Source organism: Arthrobacter sp. 05N425 (assembly GCF_056397125.1).
In genome coordinates, this window is the sequence record NZ_JBFTMU010000003.1 from 374,503 (window position 1) to 394,074 (window position 19,572).

Genomic DNA, 19,572 nt, shown 5'->3' on the forward strand with positions numbered 1-19,572 from the left:
GCCGACGGCGGAGCAGGACAGCTAGCGCGACGCCACCGAGGCCCGCAGCTTCTCCGTCAGGCGCAGCAGCTCGCGCTGTTCCTCGGTGGTGAGCGCCGGGCCCACCAGGGAAGCGATGTCGCGGACATGCTCCCGCCCGATCGTCTTTTGCAGTTCCCGCCCGGCTTCGGTGAGCCGGATAAGGACGCCGCGGCCGTCGTCGGGGGCGGGCCTGCGCTCCACGAGGCCGCGCTTTTCCAGCCGCTCCACCAGCCGGCTCAGGCTCGACTGGCTCAGCAGCACATGGTCGTTGAGCTCATTCTGGCGGAGCCAGCCGGACGGGCAGCGTGAGAGCGTGAACAGCACGTCGTACTCGTTGAGGGCCAGGGACTTGAAGGCAGGTCCTGCCTGCAGCCGGCGCATCACCGCGACCTGGGCCCGGAACAGGGACTCCCAGGTCTGCGCGGCGAGCCGCACCGGGGAGGCCGGGCTGGTGCCCGGTTCCGCCGGTACCCCCGCCCGGCCAGCTTCCGCCGGCGCAGCCTTGGCGGACATCAGGCGTCCTGCGGGGCGGCCTCACGGGCCGCCAGCGAGGCGGCCACGCGACCGGCGTGGGTGGGCGGCTCGGGAACGTGGGCCGGAGTCTTCTCGGCGTATTCCTTGCGGAGCACCGGCAGGACTTCCTCGCCGAACAGGTCCAGTTGCTCCAGGACGGTCTTCAGCGGCAGGCCGGCGTGGTCGATCAGGAACAGCTGGCGCTGGTAGTCGCCGAAGTACTCGCGGAAGGTCAGGGTCTTCTCGATGACTTCCTGCGGGCTGCCGACCGTCAGCGGGGTCTGCGAGGTGAAGTCTTCGAGCGAGGGGCCGTGGCCGTAGACGGGGGCGTTGTCGAAGTACGGGCGGAACTCCTTCACGGCGTCCTGCGAGTTCTTCCGCATGAAGAACTGTCCGCCGAGGCCCACAATCGCCTGGTCCGCCTTGCCGTGGCCGTAGTGCTCGTAGCGTTCGCGGTAGAGGCCGATCAGCTGCTGGTAGTGCTCCTTGGGCCAGAAGATGTTGTTGGCGAAGAAGCCGTCGCCGTAGTACGCCGCCACCTCAGCGATCTGCGGCGTGCGGATGGAGCCGTGCCAGACGAAGGGGGCAACGCCGTCGAGCGGGCGCGGCGTGGACGTGAAGTTCTGCAGCGGGGTGCGGTGCTTGCCGGACCAGTTGACCGTGTCCTCGTCCCAGAGCCGGCGCAGCAGCGAGTAGTTCTCGATCGCGAGTTCGATCCCGTCCTGGATGTTCTTGCCGAACCAGGGGTAGACCGGGGCGGTGTTGCCGCGGCCCAGGACCAGGTCCACCCGGCCGTCGGCGAGGTGCTGGAGCATCGCGAAGTCCTCGGCGATCTTCACCGGGTCATTGGTGGTGATCAGCGTGGTGGCCGTGGAGAGGATGATCCGCTCGGTCTGCGCCGCGATGTAGGCGAGCGTGGTGGTGGGGGAGGAGGAGAAGAACGGCCGGTTGTGGTGCTCGCCGATGGCGTAGACATCCATGCCGATTTCTTCGACCTTCTTGGCGATCGCAACCGAGGCCTTGATGCGCTCGTGTTCCGTGGGGGTGCGCCCCGTGGTGGGGTCGGTGGTGATATCGCTGACGCTGAATACGCCGATCTGCATGATGTGCCTTTCCGTGACCGGAGACTTCCGGGAGCTGTTTCTACTATAACCGATTTACATGCATTTGCATCTATCACCCTTTATAACGTCCGCCACGCCGGGATATTCCACGTCCTGCGGGGAGCGCGCGGGGCCCGGCCCTAGGATGCAATCAATCGGCTGGCCGCCAGATGCCCAGCCCGCCCGGAAGGTCGCGCCATGCGCCGCGTTGTCGCTTTTCTGTGCCTGGTGGAACTCACCAGCGGGATCCTGCAGGGCTACTACACCCCCATCCTCACCGACATCGCCCGGCACCTGGGGATCCACGACGCCGACGTCAACTGGTTCGAGGCCGCCCAGCTGACGGTCAGTGCCCTGGCCGTGCCGGTGCTCGCGAAACTGGGAGACCTGTACGGACATCGCAGGATCCTGCTCGTCTCCACCGTGCTCACCGCCGCCGCTTCTTGGGGCGTTGCGCTGGCGCCGGATTCCTGGACGTTCCTCGCGGCGTGGTCGCTGCAGGGCTTCTATGTGGTCTGGCTGCCGCTGGAAATCGCCCTCGTCTTCAGCCGGGTGCACGGGCTGCCCGACGGCGCCGCCCGCACCCGCCGCGCGGCCGGGGCCCTTGTCGGCGCGCTGGAATTCGGCGTCATCGCCGGTGCCCTCGCGGCCGGTGCCCTCGTGGAAGCCTTCGCAGGGCAACTGCAGTTGGTGCTGATGCTTCCTGCCCTGGCAGTGACGGCGTGCTGGTTCGCGATCCGCTTCGGGGTGCCGGAATCCACCGAGCGCAGCGGCGGCCGGGTGGATACCCGCGGCTTCGCGTTGCTCGCCGTCGGGCTCCTGCTGATCACGTCCGGACTGACCTTCATGCGGCTGGGCGGCCCCGGGGCCTGGTGGGCCTGGGCGCTGGTCGCGGCCGGCCTGCTGGTCTTCGTTCCGTTCACCCGCGTCGAGCTGGGCCGCGGGGATCCGCTGGTGGACATCCGGATGCTGCGGTCCAAGTCCATGTGGCCGGTGCAGCTGACCGCGGGGCTGTTCGGGGTATCCGTGCTGGGCGCCCAGGCCCCGCTTTCCACCTTCGCCCGGACCGATCCTGCACTACACGGCTACGGGCTGGGGCTGCGCGCCGGCCAGGTCTCGATCATCATCGGCGTGTACGTGCTGGCGTTGCTGGTGGGGGCTTTGCTGTACCCCGTGGTGACGCGCCGGCTGACTCCGCGCTGGACCCTGGTGGGCGCGGCGACCTTGGTGGGGCTGGGCTACCTGCTCTTCCTGCCCTTCCACGGCAGCCTGGCCGAGGCCCTGGTCAACATGGCGGTGGCCGGCGTCGGCTCCGGGGCGCTCGTGGCGGCGCTGCCCTCGGCGGCGGCCGCTGCGGCGCCGCTGAACCGGACGGCGATGGCCACGGGCCTGACCAACACGACCAAGACCATCGGCGGGGCCTTCGCGTCGGCGGTGTTCGGCATTGCCCTGCTCAACCACGTCCTGGCCGACGCTGGTTCTGCCGCCGCCGGGCAGACCGCAGCGCCGCTGGCGGGCTACCTCACGGTGTGGACCATCTGCGGGGTCACCGGACTGGCTGCGGCCGCAGCCCTGATGCTGGTACCCAAGCTGGCATTCTCCGACCCGGACCCCGCCCCCGCACACACCGCCGAATCGGCTTCCGCCCCCAACTAGCTCGCAGTTGTTGTCGTTTTGAGGGCCCAAAACGACAACAACTGCCAGCCAGTTGGGAAGGTCAACGCGGCCTCCAGCCCCGGTCCAGGAGCGCGGCGCGGACCTTCGACACCGCAGAGCGGGCGTCGTTGGCCATGTGGCGTTTGGACAACCGGACCAGCGTCCAGCCGCCCCGGCTGAAGTCTTCCTCGCGGGTGATGTCCCGGATCACCTGCCCGGCCTCGGAGTGCCCGTCGCCTTCGTATTCCACCGCCACCAGAAATTCCGGATACGCCAGATCGGGTTGACGCACGACGCCGTTGAGCAACTCCGTGCGCAGGTTCACCTCGGGTTCGGGCAGACCGGCCCGCGTCAGTGCAAGCCGCAGCCGAGTCTCTGGAGCCGAGTCCGCGCCGACCCGGGCCTGCTCCAAGGCGAGCCGGGCCTTCCGGATTCCGGGAGTGCCCTTGTGCCGGTCCAGCATCTCGGCCAGGTCCGCGATGCTGGCGTGGGGATCACTGCGGCCCTCCAGGTCAGCCCGCGGCACACGGATCAGATGGTCGGCCACCACGGTGAGTTCGTCCACCCCCATCAACCGGGACACATCGAGCCAGGTACGGACCCGCGTCGTCACGAGGAGGCCGCCGATACTCACGATCTCATCGGGGAAGAACTGACCGACGTGGCCGATTACGCCAGTCCGCCGGGGGATGGCCATGGAGTCAGGCCGCGACAGGTGGATGCCCGGTTCATCCGCCCCCGGTAGGAATCCAGGCATCTCCCAGAGCCGGAATGCCGTGGCGTGCGAGGCGGCCGTGAATTCCGTAATCCGGGTGAAGGGCCGTACCAGCGGCTCCAGGTCGGGCGGCGTTTCCGCGGCGCAAGGAATCCGGATGCCACGGCTCGGCGATGCTAGCCCGCGGTGCCGGAGCCGGCGGTAGCTGACCCCGGCGTCGAGCGCCTCCTGGAAGGTGAAGGGCGCACGGGCAACCGGGTCCGGCAGGGGCTGCGGCGTCTTCATGGCCCCATGCGGGCAAATTCCGGCGGCGCCCAGGCGGTTATCCACAGGCCCGGGCCGCACGAACCCAACTAGCTCGCAGTAGTTGTCGTTTTGAGCGGGCAAAACGACAACTATTGCGAGCTAGTTGGGGAGGGGAGGGGCGGGGGCGGAGTTTAGTTGCGGAGCGCCGGTGCCTCGTCCGGTTCGTCGGCCTCGTTCGGCTCGTCCGCCTCGTCCTGCTCATCGAGCCGGTCGACGGCGTCCGCGGCGTCCGACGGCGCGGGCTGGGCCCGGCGCCCGTGGGTGGCCTTGCCGCCGTTGGCCTTCTGCAGCGCCTTCCGTTCGCGCCGGCCCTCCACCAAGCGGTACAGCACGGGCACCAGGACCAGCGTCAGGGCGGTGGAGGAAATGAGGCCGCCGATCACCACGATGGCCAGCGGCTGCGAGATGAAGCCCCCGCCGCCGGTCAGTCCCAGAGCCATCGGGGTCAGCGCGAACACGGTGGCCAGCGCGGTCATCAGGATCGGCCGGAGGCGCTGGCGTGCGCCGTGCGTGATCGCGTCCGCCACGCTCATGCCGGGCTCGCCGTTGCGCGGCTGGCGGTACTGGTTGATCAGGTCGATCAGCACAATCGCGTTGGTCACCACAATTCCCACCAGCATCAGCATGCCGATCAGCGAAGGCAGCCCCAGCGGGACGCCCGTCACCAGCAGCAGCGCGATGGCGCCGGTGGCTGCGAACGGGATGGAGACCAGCAGGATCAGCGGCTGCACGAGGGATTTGAACGCGGCGACCATGATCACGTAAACGATCGCGATGGCGGCCAGCAGTGCCAGCCCCAGTTGGCCGAAGGACTCGGCCTGCTGCGTGGTGGCGCCGCCGATCTCTGCCGTGACGCCCGGCGGCAGCTGGACCGACTTGAGCCGGTCCTGCACCTCGGTGCTTACCGCACCCAGGTTTCCGCCCGACGGCGTGACGGAGACGCGAGCGGTCCGCTGGCCGTTGCTGGCCGTAATCGAGACCGGAACCTCCACCTGTTCCACGGAAGCGATCGAGGACAGCGGGACCGGGCCCCGCGCCGTCGGCAGCGGGAGGTCGCGCACGGCGCCGATGCTGGTGAAACGGGTGCCTTCGCCGATCCGGACCGGGAAGTCGTTTGTGCCGATGCGGACGGTGCCGGCCGGGACCGGACTGATCGTGGCGGCCAGGACGCCGGCGACCTGCTGTTCGTTCAGGCCCGCCGCAACGGCCTTGGCGCGGTCCACCTTGACCTGGACCACGGGCTGGCTCGCGGCCAGGTTGGTGCTGACCTCGGACGAGCCGGGAACCCCGTCCATGGCCTTGACCATGGCGTCGCTGGCGGTCTTGAGGTCGGCGGAACTGGCGGCCTTGAGCGTGATGTCGACAGTCGACGTCGTGCCGAATCCGCCCTGCTGCGAACCCACCGTGATCTTGCCGGCGTCGGAGATCTTGGCGAGCTCCTTGCGGACAGTGTCCTGCAGCTTGCCCTGGTTGGCTTTCTCCTCGGTCACGACGGTGAAGCTGGAATTCGCCGCCCCGGTGGACTGCAGGGCTGAGAAGCCGGACTGGGCGTTGCCGGTGGTGACCTGGACGTCCTTGATTCCGTCGATGCCGCGCAGGGCCTTCTCGACCTTGACGGCCGCGGCGCTGCCCTCCGCCAGGCTGGTGCCGGCCGGAAGGGCCTGCCGCACGCTCATGCTGTTTTCGCCGGAACGGCCCAGCAGGTCGGTTGCGAGCAGCGGCGACATCGCTGCGGTGCCGCCGAGGACCAAAACGGCCGCTACCAGGGTGATGACGGGGTGCCGCTGGGTCTTGGTCAGGATCGGGAGGTAGCCGCGCTGCAGGAAGCTGCGCTGCTCGGCCTCGTGGGCCTTCGCGGCGGTCTCGCGGGCTGAGGCTTCGGAAACGTAGGCGCCGGCCTTGTCCGCCGGGGTCCGCAGGAACCAGTACGCCAGCACCGGAACGATGGTCAGCGAGACCAGCAGCGAGGAGACCAAAGCAATCGTGACGGTGAGGGCGAAGGGCCGGAACAGCTCACCGGCGAGTCCGGCGACGAACGCGATCGGCAGGAAGACCGCCACCGTGGTAAGCGTGGACGCGGTGATTGCGCCGGCGACCTCGCGGATGGAGGTCAGGATGGCGGTGATTTTCTGCTCGCCGTAACTGAGGTGGCGCTTGATGTTCTCGATCACCACGATCGAGTCGTCCACCACGCGGCCAATCGCGATCGTCAGCGCGCCGAGGGTCAGGATGTTCAGCGAGTAGCCGGTCGCGGAGAGCCCGATGAAGGTGATCAGGAGGGACAGCGGGATGGACACGGCCGTGACCAGCGTGGAGCGCACCGAGAGCAGGAACAGCAAGATGACGGCGACGGCGAAGCCCAGACCCAGCAGGCCCTCCGTGGTGAGGTCCTTGATGGACTTCTCGATGAACGGCGCCTGGTCGAACACCGGGGTGAACTTGGCGTTGGACCCCAGTTCGGCCTCAAGCTGCGGGATGGCGTCCTTGACCGCGTGGGAGATGCCCACCGTGTCGCCCTCGGGCTTCTTGGTGACCGAGACGGCCAGCGTTTCCTTGCCGTTGGTGCGGGTGATCGAGGTGCGGGCGTCCTCGGTGATGCTGACGTCCGCCACGCTGCCGATTGTCGCGGCGTCGCGGGCGCCCCCCAGCGGCAGGGCCTTGATCGCGTCAAGGGAATCCACCGGGCTGCCGATCTGCAGCGAGAGCGTCTTGCCCTGCTCCTCGATACTGCCGGCCGGAACCAGGCTGCCGTTGTTCTTCAGCGCCTCGGAGATGGACGCGATGGTGGTGCCGGAGGCGGCCATGGCCGCCGGCCGCGGCAGGATCTTGATGTGCTGGGTGGCCCCGCCGGTTACTTCGGCGCCGCGCACGCCGTCGAGCTTCTGCAGCCGCGGCACACTCAGGCGGGCCAGGTCCGCGTTGAGTTCGCTCAACGGCTTGTCCGAGGAGACCGCAAGATAGACGATCGGGAAGTCGCTGATGCTGCCGGCGATCGCCTGCGGCTGGACGTCCTTCGGCAGCGCCTGCTTCGCGTTGGAGATGGCGCGGTCGATCTGGTTCCGGGCACGGTCCAGGTTGGAGCCGTAGGTGAACGCCAGGGTGATCTGCGAAACGCCGTTGCGCGACGTCGACGACGTCGACTCCAGCCCCTCGACGCCGTTGAGCGCCGTCTCCAGCGGCCCGCTGACCTGCTTGTCTACGACTTCCGGAGAGACCCCGGGCATCGAGGTGATGACCGTGATCTGCGGGAACTCGATGGACGGGATGAGCTCCTGCTTGAGCGAGGTCATCGTGATTACGCCGAAGACCGACGCGAAGACGGTGATCAGCGCGATCAGCGCCCGGTTTCCTAGCGAAAGCTTGGCCAGCCGGAACATCTCATGGTCTCCTGATGGGTCGACGGAGGTACGTCACAGCGTGACGTCACAGGGATTGAACGTGCCGCAACCCGGAAGAGTTTCAGCGGGTGGCGCTGATCGGCTCCAGCTGGAGTGCCGCGGCCGTCTCGGCCTCGAGCTTGGCGGCGAGGTCCGGGTTCTCGTTGAGCTTGATGCCGTAGCCCGGCATCATCTCCTTGAGCTTGGACTGCCAGCCCTTGAAGTTCTTGGGGAAGGACTTCTGGAGCAGCTCGATCATGATCGGCACGGCCGTGGAGGCACCCGGGGAGGCGCCAAGCAGGGCGCCGATGGTGCCGTCGCGGCCGGCGATGACCTCGGTGCCGAACTGCAGCACGCCGCCCTTCTTCGGATCCTTCTTGATGATCTGCACCCGCTGGCCGGCGGTGATGAGCTCCCAGTCGCCGTCCTTGGCCTCCGGGTAGTACTCCCGCAGGGCCTCGACCTTGGCTCCGTGCCGCTTGGCGACTTCCTTAACCAGGTATGCGGTGAGATCCATGTTGTCCTTGGCCACGGCAAGCATCGGAATGATGTTGGAGGGCCGGATGGACAGCGGCAGGTCCATGTAGGAGCCGTTCTTCAGGAAGTTCGTGGAGAAACCGGCGTACGGGCCGAACAGCAGTGAGCGCTTGCCGTTGACGAACCGGGTGTCCAAGTGCGGGACGGACATGGGCGGGGCGCCGACGGAGGCCTGGCCGTAAACCTTGGCGCTGTGCTGGCCGGCGAGGGTCTCGTCCGTGCAGCGGAAGAACTGGCCCGAGACCGGGAAGCCGCCGAAGCCCTTGCTTTCCGGGATGCCGGAGGCCTGCAACAGGTGCAGCGCACCGCCGCCGGCGCCGACAAAGACGAACTTCGCGTGGATCGAGCCGTGCTCGCCGGAGCGCGGGTGCTTGAGTGCAAGGTCCCAGCCGCCGTCGGAGGCACGCTTGATGCCGGTGACGTCGTGGCCGTAGTTGGTTTCCACACCGTTGTTGGCGAGGTAGCCGGTCAGTTCGCGGGTCAGGGCGCCGAAGTCGACGTCGGTGCCTTCGGCGGCGCGGGTGGCGGCGATGTGCTGCTTCGGATCGCGGCCCTTGACGATCAACGGTGCCCACTTGGCGATCTGGGCGTGGTCCTCGGAGTACTCCATCGAGCGGAACAGGGGGTTCGGCTTGAGCGCCTCGTAGCGGGTGCGCAGGAACTTGACGTTGGCGTCGCCGACCACGAAGCTCATGTGCGGCACGGTGTTGATGAAGCCCTTGGGGGAACCGATCAGGTTGTTGGTGACCAGGTGGGACCAGAACTGGCGGGAAAGCTGGAACTGCTCGTTGATGTGCAGGGCCTTCGCTGGGTCCACCGAGCCGTCTTTGGCTGCGGGGGAGTAGTTAAGCTCACACAGGGCGGCGTGGCCGGTGCCGGCGTTGTTCCACGGATCGGAGCTTTCAAGCCCCGGCTGGTCCAGGCGCTCGAAGAGCGAAATGGTCCAGTTCGGCTCAAGCTGCTTCAGGAAGGCGCCCAGCGTGGCGCTCATGATGCCGCCGCCAATCAGGACGACGTCGGCATGTTGGGTCTTGGAAATGAAAGTCACAATCAGTCTCCGATAGCAGCGGCTCTGGCTGTCACAGAATATCCCCGCACGGCCCACTAACTGAAATTGGGCCGTCCCGTCAAGGCTTTAGTTCGACGTTCGTGAAAACTTCGTTCAGGACCGGCGACGCTGGGTACTTCAGCACCCGGTCTGACAGAGCCAGTGCCGAGATTGGGAACGCAATCGGCACGGCGGGCACGGTCGCGGCAATCTGCGCATTGATGGTCTGGTACTGCTCTGTCCGGTCCTTGCCGTCCGGCAGGCCCCGGGCGCGGGAGATTTTCGAGAACACCTGGGGGTCCTGGTAGCCGAACTCACCGGTATTTTCACCAAAAAGCGGGCCCACGAAGTTATCGGGATCCGCGTAGGACCCGTTCCAGCCGAGCAGATGCAGTGCGTGGTCGCCGGGGGAGGTCACCTTCTGGAGGTAGCCGTCGGACCATTCGACCGGAACGGGTTTGATGTTGAGCCCGACGGCGGTGAGCTGGCGGCTGATCTCCGCGTAGACCTTTTCCGGGGTCGGCAGGTAGGGCCGGGTGACGTTGAGCGGGTAGTAGAACTTCAGTTCCTCACCCTTGTAGCCGGACTCGGCGAGGAGCTCCTTGGCCTTGTTCTGGTCGTAGCCCAGGGAGGGTGCGTTGTTGTTGAAGCCGCTCAGCTTCGGCGGGACGAATTGCGAGGCCGCGGCGGTGTTGTCAATGAAGAACTTCCGGATCAAGGTGTCCTTGTCCAGGGCCATCTCGATCGCCTGGCGGACCTTGAGCTTCCGCAGCACCGGGACTTCCTGGTTCATGCCCAGGTACATGACGGAGAAGGGATCGCGCTGGATGATCTGTTTGCCGCGCTTGACCAGCTGGTCGAAGTTGCCCACGGTCACGGAATCGTAGGCATCGATTTTCCCGTCAAGCAGGGCCTGAAGCCGGGCCTGCGGGTGGTCGTAGGTGACGAAGTTGATGGTCCCGATCTGGCCCTTGTCGCCCCAGTAGCGCCTGTTGCTGTTCAGGGTGACGGTGTTGTTGTCCCAGGAGTCGAAGACGTAGGGGCCGGTGCCTACAGGGTGCAGGGCGTAGGCGGACACCGGCTGGCCTTCGCGCTTTTGGTTCAGCACGTCGGCCGACTGTGCGGCCAGGGCGTGCGGCGAGGAGATCGCGAAGGCGGGCAGGGTGAGCGCCTGGAGGAACCCGGTGAAGGGCTGGGTGAGATCGATCCGGACGCTGTTTGCCGCCAGCGCGGTGCAGCCCTTGTAGATGGACAGCGACGCCTGGTCCGCGTGCGCCATAAACACACCCTTGAAGGTGCTGCCGGGTGCCTGCTTGCGGAGGGCGGCGGGGAAGTTGAACCAGCGCTTGAAATTTGTGCACACGGCCGCCGCATTAAAGGCCGTGCCGTCCTGGAACTTCACGTTCTCGCGGAGCTTGAAGGTGTAGGCGCGGCCGTCGTCGCTGGTCGTCCATTCGGTAGCCAGCAGGGGTGTTGGCTTGCCGCTGGTCTGGTCGACGCCGATCAGGCCCTCGAGGATCTGGCGGGTGATGCGGTAGGAGTCGACGTCGGACACCAGGGCCGGATCCAGGCCGAGCGGGCGCGAGGCGGTGCCAAAGGTGAAAGTGGCGGTGGGCCCGGCGTCGGACGCGCTGGCGGAGGTGGGCGAGGGTGCGGGGCCGGGCGCTCCGGTGCACGAGGCCAGCGGCAGCAGGAGCAGGACCGCGCCGAAGCCGGCCGCGATGCGGCGCAACGCCCTGCGGGGGCCGGTACTGATGGGCGCGGTACTGCTGGGCACTGAAGGAATCACCTCTGGGAACTTGTTGGCCGCCGGCTGCGGAACAGCCCCAGTCTAGTTGACCCGCCCGGAGGGAACAGGCGAAGGCCCGCACCGTCCGGTGCGGGCCTTCGTTTCTCCAGGTGGATCCAGGGAGTCAGGCTGGATCCGGGTCAGGAGGTCTTGGTGATGCCTACTTGGGCATCAGGACCGAGTCGACCATGTAGACCGTGGCGTTGGCGGTCTTGACGCCACCGCAGACCACGTTGGCGCCGTCGACCTTGAGAGCGTCCTTGCTGCCGGTGACGGTCACGGAACCGCCCTGGACGGTCTTGTGGGTGCCCACGATTTCAGACGGGCTGATCTTGCCGGGAACTACGTGGTAGGTGAGGATCTTGCTCAGCAGGGCATCGTCCGTCTTGAGCTTGTTGATGGTGGCGGCGTCGATCTTCTTGAACGCGTCATCCGTCGGAGCGAAGACAGTGAATTCGCTGCCGTTCAGGGTGTCCACCAGGTTGACCTTGGGGTTGAGCTTGCCCGAGACGGCGGCCGTCAGGGTGGTCAGAATCGGGTTGTTGGAGGCGGCTACGGCCACCGGGTCCAGCGCCATGCCGGCGACGGAACCCTTACCGTCGGGAACCTGCGAGGCGTAGGCGGCGCAACCGGAGCCGACGAGGTCCGCTGCCGGGTCCATCGCTGCGGCGGAGGAGCTCATGGACGGTGACGGGGCCATGCTGGAAGACATGGCGGACTCCGACGGCGTGGAAGCGGGAGCCGAGGAGCTGGATCCCGTGCTGGAACCGCCGCAGGCAGTGAGGCTGAGCATGGCTGCAGCAGCGATACCTGCAACGGCGAAAGTCGTGCGCTTGATGGTCTGCATTTCGATTCTCCTTTGTTGTGCCGATTTCATTGCCTGCAGCGACGTTTTTGCCGCTGTGGCCTTTCTCCGACTGTCGGGCACCGACCCTTGGTTGGTGTCTCAATGGGTATTCGCGGGCTTGGCGGAAAGAGATGGGTGGGAATCGAAATTCTTTTTCGGAACCGGTTCAGGGCGGCGGGGCGGGCGGGCGGCTTCGCCGGGATTCCGGGCTTTTTGGCGGGTGCGGGAGGGGCGGTCCCCGGTTTAGTTCCAGAGTTAAACAGCAAAACCCCGGTCCGAAGACCGGGGTTTTGCATTGTGCGCAAGGGGGGACTTGAACCCCCACGCCCGAAGGCACAGGAACCTAAATCCTGCGTGTCTGCCAATTTCACCACTCGCGCGCGGCGCCTTCGTTCGCGGGCCCGAAAGACCCTCGACGGCGGATGCCAGGCACCAGTCTACAGTTTTGCCCCGCAGCCCGGCGCCGGGGCCGAACTGCGGGGCAGGGCAGCTAGGCGTCCAGCTTCAGGTCGCGGAGCAGCTTGGCGACGTGGCCGGTAGCGCGCACGTTGTACTGCGCCAGGGTGACTTTGCCGTCCGGACCGACCACCACGGTGGAACGGATCAGGCCCTCATAGGTGCGGCCGTAGTTTTTCTTCTCACCCCATGCCGCGTACGCCTCGGCCACCGCGTGGTCCGGATCGGAGAGCAGCGGGAAGCTGAGTCCTTCGGCCGCCGCGAAGCCCGCGAGCTTCGCGACCGGATCGGGGGAGATGCCGACGACGTCATAGCCCGCACCCTGCAGGGCCGCCAGTGAGTCTCGGAAGTCGCAGGCCTGCTTGGTGCAGCCCGGCGTGGCAGCCGCCGGATAGAAGTAGACCACCGTGTTCCGGCCGCGGAAGTCCTGCAGGCCGACCTCGCGTCCGGCCGAGTCCAACAGCTGGAAGTCCGGCGCGTCGTCTCCGGGAACGAGTCGTTCAGGCATGTTTATCTCCTTGACAATTTTAGGGAATTCCAGCCTAGTGAGCCCGGGCGCGGCCCACGAATCGCACAATCGCTATACTCTTTGGTATGCCTGATATGGATCGCTGGCCCACGGGCCGCCTATTGTCCACGGCAGCACGCCTTGTAGAACACTCCTGGAACGAGAAGCTGGGGGCCATTGGCCTGACCCATGCCGGGGTCATTGCGATGGAAGTGCTCTCCGCTCAAGGACCCATGACCCAAGCGCAATTGGCGCAATTGGTCCGCGTCCAAGCCCAGACCATGGGCAAAACCCTGAGCCGGCTTGAAGCCCACGGTCACATCTCCAGGGAGCGCAGCGCCTCGGACCGCCGCAGCCACGTCGTCACCCTGACGGACCGCKGCCGCGAAGCCGTCGTTGCGGCCGCGGACATGGAGCGCTCGGTGCTCGCCGCCGCTTCGATCGATCCCGACTCCCTGCGGCACGAGCTGCAGTCCGTGGTCCGGGAACTGGCCAACCGCATGTCCACGACGGAAGCGAAGGCGATCGTCACAGCGGTGGAGCCTACTGTGTCCGCCGAAGCCAACTAGGCCGCGGTCGCCCACTGGCGCCGACAAGTTAGGGCACTGCCGGCGCTTGCTCCGGACCCCGATAGCCCGGCGCGGGAAACAAGTAGCTACTACTGGGTTCAAGCCAGCCCTGCTGGGCGAGCATGAGGTCATGACAAGGTACGTCCTCGAAGCCAGGTCCCTGGAACATCACTGCCAGTGCTGCGGCGAATACGCCACAACTGTTTTCTGTGAGGGCTGCGACCCTCACGAAGAGGCGCCGGCGAAATCCTAGCCGCTGTTCGCCGGCAGCCGGTCCCGTCGCAACGTGAGTCCCGCGTTTGACGCGGGGCTGCATAGGGCTGTTCCCTGATCCAGCCCACCCCGTGTCCTGACCCCTCCCCGGGTGGAGGCTCGCATAAGGTTTTCCTATGGAAACGGTGCCACCGCCTGAGCTGGAAGGGCAGACCTCGATCAACGAGCTGCTCGACGAGCCGCTGGGCACTGAACCGATCCAGCTCGCGTTGCCCATCCATTTCCAGCTGGCGGCAGCCGGTCGGCGCTAGGCCCGGGCCAGCGCCGTAAGGGCGCGAGCTGTCCGGAAATCCCGAGGCGCCGATCCGTGGAACGTAGGATGTCTAGGATGCGAACGCGTAAGAGTGCCTCTTGGGCTGTCACGGCCCTGGCCGTCCTTGCCTTGGTTGCCTCCACTACCCTCGCTATCGCCGCCCCGGCCGACGCCGAACCCTGCGGTCCGGTCGTGTTGATCCCCCTGGGCCGATGCGAGCCCTCGGCCACCCCCACCCCGACGCCGTCGAGCACCGTCAAGCCCCCGGCTACGGCTCCGGCAGCACCGTCGGCACCGCCGGCCGCTCCGGCCGCTCCGGCACCATCGTCCGCCGCACCCTCCAGCCCGGCACCGGCCCCCTCCGCGAAAACCGCCGTCCGGGCGGCGCCCTCCAAGGCCCCGGTCCAGGGATCGGGCGCGGCCTCGGTCCCGGCCGGGGCCACTGCTACGCCCTCTGCGGCGGAGGGAACGCCGTCGTCGCCGCAATCCGCCGTTTCGGAGGCCCCCGCGGTCGTTGCGCAGGTTTCACAGGGCCGCGGTCCTGAACTGCGCGCGGGGGCGTTCCTGCTGGCGGCCGGAGGCCTGCTCCTGTCAGCCTGGGCAGTTTTGGGGCTCAGGCGCCGCGGGGACCGGGCTCCCTAAGAAGGCCCCGGACAGCGTCGCGCGCCCCGCTCACAGGTTAGGACGTTGCTGTCTGCACCGGCAGGAAACGCGCAGGAAAGACCAAGGGCTCCCGCAATTTGCGGCGAGACCCGATGCTTCTGGGTTAAAGTTCTTTCGGAGACCCGGGGCTGGTTGAGCGCGTACGTTTCCCGCTCTCGCCCGTCCGCCGGCCGACGCCGGCCATGCCCTGAGGACCCGCATGACCACAAGGCGTCTTTCCACGGCCGTCGCATCACTGGGCACGGGCGCTGTCCTGCTTGGCACCCTCTTCGCCTTCCCGGCCGCAGCGGCTACGGATCCAGCCATCGATTCACGCCCGGTCGCTTCCCCCTCGACTGCCTCGGCGCCCCCCGCGGGGGCCAGCGGCCGCTTCGTCGTGAAGTTCAAGACCGGAACCGCCGGTACGGCCCACGCCCGGGCCAAGGCTTACGGCCAGGCGGCCAGGAGCTCGGGCGTCTCCGTCAAGGAGCTGCACGCCACGGCACGCGGGGCGGCCGTCGTCCAGGCCGACGGCGCGCTGACCCCTCGGGGGAGCGACAAAGTCCTTGCCTCCCTGCGCGTCCAGTCCAACGTCGAATACGCCGAGCCAGACACCTTCGTCCGCCCGGCATCAACCCCGAACGATCCGCTGTACCCGCAGCAATGGGACCTGTCCGAAGACACTGCAGGGATGCGCGTGCCCGCGGCCTGGGACACCACTTCCGGCCTGGGCGCCGTTGTGGCCGTCATCGATACCGGCATCACGCCCCACAGCGACCTGACGAGCGTCCTCCCGGGCTACGACTTCATCTCCGACAGCACTAAGTCGAACGACGGGGACGGCCGCGACGGCGATGCCAGCGACGCAGGGGACTCCTGCAACGGCTCATCGTCGTCCTGGCACGGAACCCACGTCGCCGGGACGATCGGCGCGGCGGCCAACAACGGCATCGGCATCGCCGGCGTCGCCTACTCCGCCAAGATCCTCCCGGTCCGGGCCCTCGGCACTTGTGGCGGCTACCTTAGCGACATCGCCGACGCCGTCGTCTGGGCCGCCGGGGGAACCGTTACGGGAGTCCCGGCCAACGCGAACCCCGCCAGGGTCATCAACATGTCCCTGGGCGGATCCGGCCAGTGCGGCAGCTACTTCCAGTCCGCACTCGACTACGCCGCCGCGCAGGGCGTCACCGTCGTCGCCGCCGCCGGCAACGAGAATTCACCCGCCTCCGGCTCCACCCCGGCCAACTGCAACAACATCATCACCGTCGGCGCGACCGGACGTGAAGGCAACAAGGCCTACTACTCCAACTACGGTCCCGAGGTCGACGTCAGCGCCCCCGGCGGCGACAGCTCCACCGGCCGGGCCAACACCATCCTCTCGACCTGGAACAATGGCACCACCGTGCAGGGCTCCGAAACGTACGGCTACATGCAGGGCACGTCGATGGCCGCCCCACACGTTGCCGGCGTCGCGGCCCTCATGCTGTCCGCGGACCCGGCCCTCACCCCGGCCCAGGTCGAGACAATCCTCAAGGAGACGGCCAGGCCGCTGCCGGGCACCTGCAGCACAGGAGGCTGCGGCAACGGTCTAGTGGACGCGGCCGCCGCCGTCGGCTCCGTACTGCCAAGTGCCGTCCCCTACATCACGGCCGGCGTGCCGCGGATCGACGGGGACGCCGTCGTCGGACACGCGCTTACGGTTTCGGCGGGAACGTGGTCGCCCGAAGGAGCCTCACTGAGCTACCAGTGGAGGCGCGACGGCGTCGCGATCCCCGGCGCCACGGCCGTGACCTACCCGGCCGCGACCACGGACGCAGGCGCCCTGTTGAGCGTCACGGTGACCGGCTCCGCCGACGGCTACAACCCGAGTGCGGCCACCACCAGTCCCGTCGCAGTGGTCCCGCAGCCCTCCCTCTCGGGGACGGCCAGGGTCGGCTCGACGCTGGCGGCCGGCCCCCAGGACTGGCCGGCCGACGTGGCACGCCAGTACCAATGGGTCCGGTCCGGCGTAGCGGTCAGCGGGGCTACCGGGACCCATTACACCCTCGGAGCCGGCGACCTTGGCCAGACCCTGAAGGTCCGGGTGACGGCATCGTGGCCCGACCAGAGATCGGCTACCCTTGACTCGCCTTCGTCGGCTGCCGTGGCGCGCGGTACCCTTACCGGCCCGACACCAATGATCAGCGGCACCCGCAAGGTGGGCTACACGCTCACAGCGGTACCGGGCACCTGGACTGCCGGCACGTTCCTGAAGTACCAGTGGTACCGCTCCGGTCTTCCCATCAGCCGGGCCACCGGGCCCAAGTACACCCTCGGGGGCGCCGATCAGGGGAAAATCATGCGGCTGCGGGTCGGCGGGATCAAGGCGGGGTACACCACCATCGTGAAGGATTCCGCCACGACCAGTGCCATCGCGGCGGGAACACTTGTTTCCACGCGGCCATGGATCTCCGGTTCCGCCCGCTACGGGTACACGCTGACCGCCAACACCGGCACTTGGACCGCCGGCACTGCTTTCCGCTACCAGTGGTACCGGTCCGGCGCGGCAATCTCCGGTGCCACCGGCCGCTACTACCGGATCATCTGGGCCGACCGCTACGACGTCATGAGTGTGCGCGTTGTGGGCTCGAAGGCCGGCTACACCAGCCTGGCCCGGTACTCGGGGTACAGCGCCCGCGTCCCGTAAACCCCCGCGTGCCGCAAGAACCCGCGGCAGAAGAAATGCAGAAAACGGCGCCTGAATCCCGCGCAGGCGGCACCCCCGCATGTTTACTGGTAGCGGGGGCGGTGAGTTGTGTGCTGGCTCCGAACGGAACGTCAGCCGCCAGACTCGCCGAGAAGAAAGCTGGACCATGATCGAGGCATTCGGCCTTACCAAGACCTACGGGAAGCGCACCGCCGTTGACGGCGTCACGTTCACCGTCCGGCCAGGGCAGGTGACCGGCTTCCTGGGCCCGAACGGGGCCGGCAAGACCACCACCATGCGCATGATCCTGGGACTGGACCGGCCCACCGCGGGGCGGGTGCTGGTGAACGGACGGCCGTATGCCGGGCACGCGGCGCCGCTGCACGAAGTCGGTGCCCTCCTGGATGCCAAGTCTGTTCACCCGGCCCGCAGCGCTTTCAAACACCTGTCCGTTCTGGCAGCCACACACGGCATAAGCCGCAGCCGCGTCGAGGAAATCATGGCGATGACCGGGATCTCGGAGACGGCCCGCAAGCGCGTCAAAGGGTTCTCGCTCGGCATGGGCCAGCGCCTCGGCATTGCTGCCGCACTGCTGGGGGATCCCCGGACGGTCATCTTCGACGAGCCTGTCAACGGACTCGATCCGGAAGGCGTCCAGTGGGTCCGCAACCTGGCCAAAGGCCTCGCCGCCGAGGGCCGGACGGTCTTCCTTTCCTCGCACCTGATGAGCGAGATGGCGCAGACTGCCGACCACCTGATCGTCATCGGACGGGGCCGGATCATCGCGGACGCGCCCGTAGCCGAGATCCTTGCCCAGGGGCAGGACAGGGCGCTGGTGCGCAGCGACCAATCAACCCGGTTGCAGGCGGGGCTGGCAGCCAGCGGGATCCTCTTTCGCGAACTTGAACCGGGCCTCCTGGAAGTCTCCGGTGCCGAACCGCGGAAGATCGCCTGGATAGCGCGGGAATGCGATGCACTGATTCACGAGTTGACCCCGGTCCGGGCGACGCTCGAAGAGGCCTTCATGGAACTGACCCGCGACGACGTCGAATACCGCTCCGCCGCATTGGCCGGGGCCGGAGAGGGAAACCGATGAGCACCACAGTAACCTCGAGCAACGGTGCCACTGCCGTCCCTCGCCGGGACAGCGGGACCAGGCTCACCTTCCTCCGGGCCGTGCACGCCGAGTGGATCAAGCTGACCTCGCTGCGTTCCAGCTACGTCATCCTCGCCGTCGCGCTGCTCGGCATGGTCGGGGTCGGCATGCTCAAAGCGTTCTCGGTGGCAGACATGGCTGCCTCGTTCGCCGTCTACGGCGGGCCCGCTGGAGCTGAGCGGGAGGGCATCCTGAAGGAATTCAGCATATTTGCCCGCGAGGTCCCCGCAACCGGGATCATGGTCGCCCAGTTCCTGATCGCCTCCTTGGCCGTCATCCAGATCGGCTCCGAATACAGCACCGGCATGATCACCACGACGCTCACCGCCGTGCCACGCCGGATGACCGCCGTGCTGTCGAAAACGCTCGTCATCGCCGCAACCGCCTTCGCCACCGGCATCCTCGGAGCTCTCATCTCGTACGCTGTGGCCCAGCCGATACTGCAGCCGCAGGGTCTGGGCTACGCACTTACCGCCGACGGTGTGGTCCGGAGCATTCTCAACGCCGCCGTCTTCCTGGCTCTGATCGCCGTCCTGGGCCTTGGCATTGGTGCCATGCTGCGCAACAGCGCCGGCGGCCTTGTCGCCACGCTGGGCATCCTCATGATTCTTCCGGTCATCGTTGCCATCTTGTCGGGCCTGGGGGACGCCTTCCAGGACGTCGGCTTGTTCCTGCCCGCGTCCGCCGGGGGCGACATGGTCGCCATCCGGACCTCGCCCGAGCGGCTAACCCCGGTCCAGGGCGGCCTTGTTGTGCTTGCCTGGACGGCAGCCGCAGTGGGCGGCGGACTCGCGTCGGTGAAGTACCGCGATGCCTGACAGCAACGTCTGACAGCAACGCCTGACCGGGTCGCCGCCGGCGTCGCATGTGTGTACGCTCCCGGCGGCCCTGGATCCAGGGCCGCCGATCCATGCAAAACAAAAAACCCCGTCTTTCCGGTCAGACCGAAAAGACGGGGTTTTGGCTTGTGCACCCCCCGGGACTCGAACCCGGAACCCATTGATTAAGAGTCAATTGCTCTGCCAGTTGAGCTAGAGGTGCAGCTGTTGTTTTCGTTCGCCCCGGGCTTTTTATTTCCCGCGGTGTTCTCCGCAACGACATGAAACTCTACACGAGT

15 protein-coding genes and 2 tRNA genes are annotated in these 19,572 nt (G+C 67.3%); 7 read left to right on the forward strand and 10 right to left on the reverse strand.

Annotated elements, in window-relative coordinates:
• Window positions 1-21: 21 nt before the first annotated feature.
• A complete protein-coding gene (locus AC1DGE_RS07355) occupies window positions 22-534 on the reverse strand; it encodes a MarR family winged helix-turn-helix transcriptional regulator (protein WP_476917192.1) in 513 nt (170 codons plus the stop codon).
• Window positions 534-1,637 (reverse strand): LLM class flavin-dependent oxidoreductase, encoded by a 1,104-nt coding sequence (locus tag AC1DGE_RS07360; RefSeq protein WP_175322930.1) that lies wholly within the window; start codon window positions 1,635-1,637, stop codon window positions 534-536. Before AC1DGE_RS07360 ends, AC1DGE_RS07355 begins: the two co-directional genes overlap by 1 nt.
• A gap of 198 nt (window positions 1,638-1,835) precedes the next feature.
• Here AC1DGE_RS07360 and AC1DGE_RS07365 point away from each other — a divergent pair, with 198 nt between their 5' ends.
• A complete protein-coding gene (locus tag AC1DGE_RS07365) occupies window positions 1,836-3,293 on the forward strand; it encodes an MFS transporter (RefSeq protein ID WP_476917193.1) in 1,458 nt (485 codons plus the stop codon).
• Between the two features lie 61 nt (window positions 3,294-3,354).
• On the opposite strand, the gene AC1DGE_RS07370 is transcribed toward AC1DGE_RS07365, so the two are convergent.
• The 7 genes from AC1DGE_RS07370 to bcp form a co-directional block, all read right to left on the reverse strand.
• Complete coding sequence (locus tag AC1DGE_RS07370; RefSeq protein ID WP_476917194.1) at window positions 3,355-4,293, reverse strand: hypothetical protein; 939 nt, start codon at window positions 4,291-4,293, stop codon at window positions 3,355-3,357.
• Window positions 4,294-4,445: 152 nt separating this feature from the next.
• On the reverse strand, window positions 4,446-7,691 hold the full coding sequence (locus AC1DGE_RS07375; protein WP_476917195.1) for an efflux RND transporter permease subunit: 3,246 nt from the start codon (window positions 7,689-7,691) through the stop codon (window positions 4,446-4,448).
• Window positions 7,692-7,773: 82 nt separating this feature from the next.
• Window positions 7,774-9,276: a malate:quinone oxidoreductase gene (locus AC1DGE_RS07380; RefSeq protein ID WP_476893353.1), complete on the reverse strand. Its 1,503-nt coding sequence runs from the start codon at window positions 9,274-9,276 to the stop codon at window positions 7,774-7,776.
• A 79-nt stretch (window positions 9,277-9,355) separates the two neighbouring features.
• The gene (locus AC1DGE_RS07385) at window positions 9,356-11,008 is read right to left on the reverse strand and encodes an ABC transporter substrate-binding protein (RefSeq protein ID WP_476893374.1); all 1,653 of its coding nucleotides are present in this window, start codon (window positions 11,006-11,008) and stop codon (window positions 9,356-9,358) included.
• A 217-nt stretch (window positions 11,009-11,225) separates the two neighbouring features.
• Window positions 11,226-11,912, reverse strand: a complete 687-nt coding sequence (locus AC1DGE_RS07390) for a fasciclin domain-containing protein (protein ID WP_441417419.1) — start codon at window positions 11,910-11,912, stop codon at window positions 11,226-11,228.
• A 298-nt stretch (window positions 11,913-12,210) separates the two neighbouring features.
• Window positions 12,211-12,292, reverse strand: a tRNA-Leu gene (locus tag AC1DGE_RS07395).
• 110 nt (window positions 12,293-12,402) lie between these two features.
• Complete coding sequence (bcp, locus tag AC1DGE_RS07400) at window positions 12,403-12,876, reverse strand: thioredoxin-dependent thiol peroxidase (protein WP_441417420.1); 474 nt, start codon at window positions 12,874-12,876, stop codon at window positions 12,403-12,405.
• 95 nt (window positions 12,877-12,971) lie between these two features.
• Between bcp and AC1DGE_RS07405 the strand changes: the two genes are divergently transcribed.
• The 6 genes from AC1DGE_RS07405 to AC1DGE_RS07430 all read left to right on the forward strand — a co-directional run bounded on the left by AC1DGE_RS07405 (window position 12,972) and on the right by AC1DGE_RS07430 (window position 19,273).
• Window positions 12,972-13,445, forward strand: a complete 474-nt coding sequence (locus tag AC1DGE_RS07405) for a MarR family winged helix-turn-helix transcriptional regulator (protein WP_476917221.1) — start codon at window positions 12,972-12,974, stop codon at window positions 13,443-13,445.
• 389 nt (window positions 13,446-13,834) lie between these two features.
• Window positions 13,835-13,969, forward strand: coding sequence for a hypothetical protein (locus AC1DGE_RS07410; RefSeq protein WP_441417421.1), 135 nt, complete (start codon window positions 13,835-13,837; stop codon window positions 13,967-13,969).
• A gap of 214 nt (window positions 13,970-14,183) precedes the next feature.
• Window positions 14,184-14,516, forward strand: coding sequence for a hypothetical protein (locus tag AC1DGE_RS07415; protein ID WP_476908623.1), 333 nt, complete (start codon window positions 14,184-14,186; stop codon window positions 14,514-14,516).
• A gap of 317 nt (window positions 14,517-14,833) precedes the next feature.
• Entirely contained in the window at window positions 14,834-17,299 is a 2,466-nt protein-coding gene (locus AC1DGE_RS07420) for a S8 family serine peptidase (protein ID WP_476917196.1), read from the forward strand.
• Window positions 17,300-17,465: 166 nt separating this feature from the next.
• Window positions 17,466-18,395, forward strand: a complete 930-nt coding sequence (locus AC1DGE_RS07425) for an ABC transporter ATP-binding protein (protein ID WP_441417424.1) — start codon at window positions 17,466-17,468, stop codon at window positions 18,393-18,395.
• On the forward strand, window positions 18,392-19,273 hold the full coding sequence (locus AC1DGE_RS07430) for an ABC transporter permease (protein ID WP_441417425.1): 882 nt from the start codon (window positions 18,392-18,394) through the stop codon (window positions 19,271-19,273). The genes AC1DGE_RS07425 and AC1DGE_RS07430 overlap by 4 nt, the downstream gene beginning before the upstream one ends.
• Window positions 19,274-19,423: 150 nt before the next feature.
• Here the strand turns inward: AC1DGE_RS07430 and AC1DGE_RS07435 are convergent.
• Window positions 19,424-19,496: transfer RNA gene (locus AC1DGE_RS07435), tRNA-Lys, on the reverse strand.
• Window positions 19,497-19,572 lie beyond the last annotated feature (76 nt).